General features: G+C 71.8%; 5 protein-coding genes. All 5 read left to right on the top strand.

Translation table 11 applies throughout. From position 1 onward, the window contains the following. Positions 1-2,492 (top strand): LuxR C-terminal-related transcriptional regulator (locus tag AC31A1_RS45230; RefSeq protein WP_489658901.1); only part of this gene is annotated, 2,492 nt, incomplete at its 5' end. A 98-nt stretch (positions 2,493-2,590) separates the two neighbouring features. Next, positions 2,591-3,148, top strand: a complete 558-nt coding sequence (locus AC31A1_RS45225) for an RICIN domain-containing protein (protein WP_489658900.1) — start codon at positions 2,591-2,593, stop codon at positions 3,146-3,148. 221 nt (positions 3,149-3,369) lie between these two features. Further along, complete coding sequence (locus tag AC31A1_RS45220; protein ID WP_489658899.1) at positions 3,370-5,016, top strand: hypothetical protein; 1,647 nt, start codon at positions 3,370-3,372, stop codon at positions 5,014-5,016. An 85-nt stretch (positions 5,017-5,101) separates the two neighbouring features. Next, on the top strand, positions 5,102-5,473 hold the full coding sequence (locus AC31A1_RS45215; protein ID WP_489658898.1) for a holo-ACP synthase: 372 nt from the start codon (positions 5,102-5,104) through the stop codon (positions 5,471-5,473). A gap of 61 nt (positions 5,474-5,534) precedes the next feature. Then, the coding region (locus AC31A1_RS45210; protein ID WP_489658897.1) for an NAD(P)H-hydrate epimerase at positions 5,535-5,922 on the top strand (388 nt) is incomplete at its 3' end.

Below are 5,922 nucleotides of genomic sequence, written 5' to 3'. Positions count from 1 at the left end.
CCGCGAGTGTCGCGGCGGGGGCCGTGCCGCTGGGGGCGATCGCCCATCTGCTGCCCGTCGGGGTCGACTTGACCGACCCTGTCGCCGGATTCGCCGCCGTAGCAAGGGAGTTGGCTTACGGGCCGGGGCGGCAGTGGGTGCTGTTCGTCGACGACATGCATCTGCTGGACGCCGCATCGGCCGTACTGCTGCGGCAGTTGATGGACACCGGCACGCTGCTGCTGATCGGCACCGTGCGCACCGGTGAGCCGTACGGGGAGGCCGTCGCCGCGCTGCGGGGCGGGGACCCGGTGTACCGGGTCGATCTGACCGTGCTGAGTCCCGAGCAGGTCGAAGTGCTGCTCCAGGCTGCGCTCGGGCGGCCCGTCGCCCGGAGAACCCTGCACGAACTGTCGGCCGCCAGCGGCGGCAACGTGCTCTACCTGCGCGAACTCGTCCTCGGCGCCCTCGCTGCCGGGAACCTGACCGAGGACGGGGAGATCTGGCACCTGGTCGAGGACCGGTTGCCCGGTACCGCGCGGCTCACCGAGATGATCGGTGCACGGCTGGCCGCCGCCGATCCCGCGGGGCGCCCCGTGCTCGAACTCCTGGCGCTGTGCGAGCCGTTGCCCCTGGCGCACGCCGAAGCCCTGGCACCGCCGCAGGTGACGGCGGCCCTGGAACAGGCGGGGCTGATCCGCGTCACGCAGGACCGGCGGCGTACGACGGTGTCGCTGGCCCACCCCCTGTACGGCGAAGTGCTGCGCGCCGGGCTGCCGTTGCTGCGCCGCCGCGGCCTGCTCCTGGACCAGGCCGTCCGGGTCCAGGCACGCGGCGCCCGCCGTCGCGGCGACCTGCTGCACATCGCGACCTGGCGGCTGGCCGCGACCGGCACCGCCGACCCGGCCCTCCTCATCCAGGCCGCCGTACTCGCCCGCCACGCCCACGACTTGCCCCGGACCGTCGCCCTGCTGGAAGCCCTGCCGGAGAAGCACCGGACAACCGCCACCGAACTGCGGCTCGGCGAGGCCCTGTTCGAGCTGGGCCGCTGGCACCAGGCCGAGGCGACGCTCGCCGGGGCGGACGCCCTCGCCGCCGACGAGGAGGAGAGGCTCGCGGTCGCCCTCGTCCGGACGACGAACCTCTTGTGGAGCAACGCCCCCCTTGCCGAGGCGCTCGCCGTCAACGACGCGGCCCGCCAACGGATCAGCACTCCGGCCGACCGCCGCAAGCTCACGATCAACGAGGGTTTTCTCCGGATCGTCGGTGGCCGGCCGGCGCAGGGGCTGGCCCTGCTGGAGGATCTGGAGACCGACGTCGCCGCCGCCCCCGACGTCAACGCCTGGCTGCGCGGCGCCTGGATGAAGCCCGCCGCGCTGGCCCTGGTGGGCCGTACCGCCGAGGCCGCCACCTGGGCGCGGCGCGCGCACGACGCGCACCGGCGGGTCGAGGAACGCGCCCTCGCCTCCCATCCCGCCTTCCAGCGCATCCCGCTCGTCCTCGCCCTCACCGAAGCCGGTGTCCCGGCCGCCGAGGTCTGCCGGGTGGGCGAGCCCGCCTACGCCGAACTCACCGCGGCCGGTTCCCGGGTGCGGATCTGGCTGGCGGTCCTCCTCGGCCGTACGCACTGGCTGGCCGGCCATCCCGCGACCGCCCGCCGCTGGTGGGCCGAGGCCGCCACCGTGTCCCGCGGCATCGACCACGCGATGGCCCTACGGCCGGTGCTGGGCGGGCTCGCCGCGTGCGCGGCCGTACTGGGGGATCTCGACGCGGCCGAGGCCACGCTCGCCGAGCACCGCGAACTGCCGCCCGTAGAACCCGGGTTGCTGTCCGCCGGGGAGGAACTCCTGGGTGAGGCCTGGCTGTTGGCCGCTCGGGGGCAGCTGGTGCGGGCGCGGTCCGTGCTCACCGCCGCGGCCGCTTCCGCCCGCCGCACCGGCCATGTCACCGGCGAAGCGCTGCTGTTGACCGATGTCGCCCGGCTCGGCGGAGCGGAGGACGCCGGCGACCGGCTCGCCGTACTCGCCGGGATGTGCGACGGGACGCTCGCCGCCGCCCGGGCCCGACTGGCCGCCGCGCTCGGCGCCGACGACCCCGAACTGCTCCTCGCGGCCGCCGACGCGTGCGAGGCCGTAGGCGCGGATCTGCTTGCCGCCGAGGCGGCCACCGCCGCCGCGGCCGCCTGGCGCAGGGCGGCCCGCTCCCGCCGCGCCGTCGCCGCCGCCCAGCGGGCCGCCGCGCTCCGGGAGCGCTGCGAGGGCGCTCGGACGCCGTTGCTGGCCACGGCCCGGGCCACCGCCCACCTCACGTCCCGCGAACGGGAGATCGCCCTCCTCGCCGCCGCCGGCGGCGCCAGCAAGGACATCGCCGACGCGCTGGCCCTGTCGGTGCGCACCGTCGACAACCACCTCCAGCACGCCTACGCCAAACTCGGCGTCACCACCCGACATGAACTCGCCAGTGCCCTATGGGTAGTTGGGCAACGGGAGGCCGGGCAGCGGGTAGTTGAGTAGCGGTTACTCATCCCCTGCCACGGTGAGGCGGGCACGCTGTCCCACGGCGGCAACGTTGTCGCCGGACCGCCCAGTTCTAGTCATCGGGGGACGACCCAATGGGCATCATCAACGCAACTGTGAGACTTCCCGGCCGTGTCGCCGTCGCCGTCACCACCGCGCTCGGCCTGGGCCTGGTCGGGCTCTCCGCCGCCGGCGCCGGTGCGGCCGCCGCTCAGCCACAGGCGGTGACCTACTACAAGGTGACCAACTACAACAGCGCCAAGTGCCTGGACGTACCGGAATCCGCCACGGACGACGGCCACGGACTGGAGCAGTACTCCTGCGACGGCGGCCGCAACCAGCAGTGGGCGCTCCAGTCCACCGACAGCGGCTACTACCTGCTCGTCAACCTCAACAGCGGCAAGTGCGCGGACGTCCGCCAGAACAGCCTCGACAACAACGCCGTGGTCAACCAGTACGGCTGCACCGGCGCGAACAACCAGCAGTGGTTCCTGCGGGCGGCGCCGGTCGGCATCACCGGGGTCCAGCTCGTGGCCCGCCACAGCGCCAAATGCATGGCCGTCGCGGGATCGAGCCAGTCCGACAAGGCCGGGATCGTCCAGTTCACCTGCGGTGCGAGTGCCGCGTACAACCAGTACTGGCAGTTCAGCTGATGAGGCCGGCGCGAAGAACCATCCTCACTGTCGTGGTGGCGGTGCTGTGCGCGTTGGCGAGCCCCGCGGTCGGACGGGCGGACTCGGGCGGTGGGCCGGGTGCCGCGGCCGCATCGTCCGCCGCAGCGAAACGCCCGGCGTGGCAGGTGACGAGTGGTGTGCCGAGTCCGGGACTTCCCGCACCACAGCGAGTGGCACCGCTGGCCTGTGACACGCACGCCGTGGGCAACTGGAGCTACACGGACCAGGCCGGTGTGCGGCACAACGGGATGAACATCCAGGTGCAGGTGCGGGATCACCTCACCGGCGCGCTGATCGCCGGGCTCACCAACTCCGCGGGCAACTTCGACATCTGTTTCGGCGCCGCGCAGTTCACGCAGCTGTACATCACGGTCAAGGCCGCCAACGCCTCGTGGCAGGTGCAGAACGGCACGGGCGCCTACAACTGGAGTTCGCCGATCCGTGCCAATCCGGTGCCGGGCAGCACGGTGAACTTCGGCAGTACGGTCCCCGGCGACGCGGCGGGCAACCGGGCCGCTCACGCATTCGACGAGGGCAACGACGCGTGGTTGGGGGTTCCGCATTCCGGCAGCTGCTGGGATCCGAAGGACACCGCGTGCCGGCAGATACAGATCGACTGGCCGGATGTCCGAACCAACGCGCAGGACGAGTACGACCAGACGGCGAACATCGTGCATCTGCTCACCCCCACTCCGGACGCCCCGATGGAGGTCATGCACGAGATCGGCCACGCGCTGATGGACGACCTCTACAACGACGCGTTTCCGTCGACCGCGGGTTGCCCCATTCCTCATCCGCCCAACGCGGCCAGCACCGCCGTATGCGCATGGATCGAGGGATGGGCGACCTTCTTCTCGTTGGCCATGTATCACACCTCGGCTTTTCTGTTCGGCAACGGAACCTCGACCGACTTCGAGTTCCCGACCTGGGGCACCAACCGTGTCGCCAACGGTGATGTGACGGAGACGCGGGTCATCGGTGCGTTGCTGGACCTCACCGACCCGCCCAGCACCACCACCGAATTCTGGGACCAGCACAGTGAGGCCTTCGGAACCGTCTTCGCCACGCTCGCGCATCACGTCGACAACACATTCGCGTCGTTCTGGCACAGCCGTGGTCTGGACGGGCTCGACGTGACCGACGCCTCGCGGGGGTCGCTCTACCAGAACACGATCGACTATCAGTACCGCAGGGAATTGATCAACGGGAAGGGCGAATCGGCCCCTGCCCCTGCCGACACCTCGGCGCAGAACTTCCGCTTCATCACGCTGGTCCCCTCCTGGTCCGTGGTCGCGGTGAGGTCGCTGGCGCCGTCCGACAACAACCTCAAGGTGTACGACGACCGAGCGCAGACCGAGCCGAACCTCCTCGCGAGCAGCGCTCTCACCGGCCAGTCGGTGGACTTCGTCGCGATCGACGGGAACACGCGGCCGGTGGGCGACTACTTCCCGCAGGTCGTCCAATTCCGGGGCACCGATGTTCCCTACTACATCGAGTACACGGCGGGCTCCCAGACGTTGCAGCCGGCATCGTCCAACACCTTCCACCTCGCCGACTCACAGCCCGCCGCCGTGCAGGACACGGACCTGACCGCGGGTGTGCCGGTGACCATCAGCCTGACCGAGGCAAGCGTGATCTCGACAGCCAGCCTGTTCATCATGGGCGACGACCCGGGCAACCCGGCGACGTTCCTTCAGAACCGTAGCTCCGCGGTGGCGTCCGCTGTCGCGGACCCCATATTCGGCGGCCCGGTCTCCGTGACCTTCACACCGACACGGACCGGCCGCTACGGCGTCGTCGTCACGGGGGACAACGGCGGCGGCGACTACACGCTGACGCGCAGCTGACCCACAACGGGGGGAAGGGGTGGTGCGTGGCCTCGGCCACGCGCCACCCCCTTCGGCGTATCCGCGCCGTCATAGGGTGATCGGCATGAGCATCATCGGGGTTGGTATCGACGTGGCCGAGATCGCCCGGTTCGCGGCGTCCCTGGAACGTACGCCCGGTATGGCCCAACGCCTGTTCCTGGACAGCGAGTTGCTGCTGCCGAGCGGGGAACGCCGGGGCCCCGCCTCCCTCGCCGCCCGCTTCGCCGCGAAGGAGGCCCTGGCCAAGGCGCTCGGTGCCCCGGCGGGGCTCCACTGGACGGACGCGGAGGTGTACGTCGAGGACAGTGGCCAGCCCCGGCTGAAGGTGACGGGGACGGTCGCGGCACGGGCGGCCGACCTGGGGGTGCGGTCGTGGCATGTGTCGTTGAGCCATGACGCGGGGGTGGCCTCCGCGGTGGTGATCGCGGAGGGGTGAGCCACGGGTTCCGTGTGCGCCCGGGTGCGGTCCCCGCCGCTCACGGGGCAGACTCGACCGCATGCGTACTGCGTACAGCGTGGAGACGGTAAGGGCAGCGGAGCAGAGGCTGATGGCGCGGCTTCCCGAGGGTGCGCTCATGCAGCGTGCCGCGGCCGGACTGGCCGTCGCCTGCGCCCAGTTGCTGGGGCGGGTCTACGGCGGCAGGGTCGTGCTGCTGGTGGGGAGCGGGGACAACGGCGGCGACGCCCTGTACGCCGGGGCGCGGCTGGCGCGGCGCGGCGCGGCGGTCGCGGCCGTGCTGCTCGCGCCCGAGCGCACCCACCCGGGCGGGCTCGCGGCGCTGCTGCGGGCGGGCGGTCGTAGCGTCGCGGCCGGTGATGCCGAGGAGACCGTCCTCCGCGCCGATCTCGTCGTCGACGGGATGGTCGGGATCGGGGGGAGGGGCG

The organism is Streptomyces sp. P5F9, from assembly GCF_057961495.1.
The sequence above is the reverse complement of the archived record's forward strand: the minus strand, read 5'-3'. Positions and strand labels throughout refer to the sequence as shown.